Origin of the sequence: Lachnospira pectinoschiza (genome assembly GCF_020564355.1) — a bacterium.
GTDB classification, from domain to species: domain Bacteria; phylum Bacillota; class Clostridia; order Lachnospirales; family Lachnospiraceae; genus Lachnospira; species Lachnospira intestinalis.
Map to the genome: position 1 here is coordinate 1 of NZ_JAJCRR010000028.1, position 450 is coordinate 450.

Below are 450 nucleotides of genomic sequence, written 5' to 3' on the forward strand. Positions count from 1 at the left end.
CTTTTTTTGTTGTAAAAATCGGCTAAATCCAAAACCACCAACAGAAAGCAAGGTAATCATTGTCCCTATTTTTTGCACTTTTGTTCTTTGGTAACGGATGTCGACATGTCCTGTACCAGATAAAGAAAGAGCGGCTAAGCCTCCTTGATTGGTTAGGCTCATTTTTTTAGCGCCCGTTTGGTTTTTCATTTGAATCGTGGCTTGATAGCCTAAGTAATAAATAAAAGGAACGGTCACCTTCGCTGATTGCTTCACCACTTGGTAGTCAAATGAAATTTTCCCATAAGGCATTCTAACATTTGTAATGGTTACTTGTTCTGCTGAATAATCAAGTGGTCGTTTTTTCTGTTTCAATAATTCCTGATAATTGATTTCATTTGGCAAATATTCATGGCCCGCACCGATATAAAAAGGCGTTGGTTGCTCATACTCAGCTTTTGTTAACAGGCG

1 protein-coding gene is annotated in these 450 nt (G+C 38.2%); it reads right to left on the reverse strand.

What is annotated here, in order from left to right; genetic code table 11:
- A partial coding sequence (locus tag LI288_RS14090) for a hypothetical protein (protein WP_227091079.1) occupies positions 1-450 on the reverse strand: 450 nt, incomplete at both ends.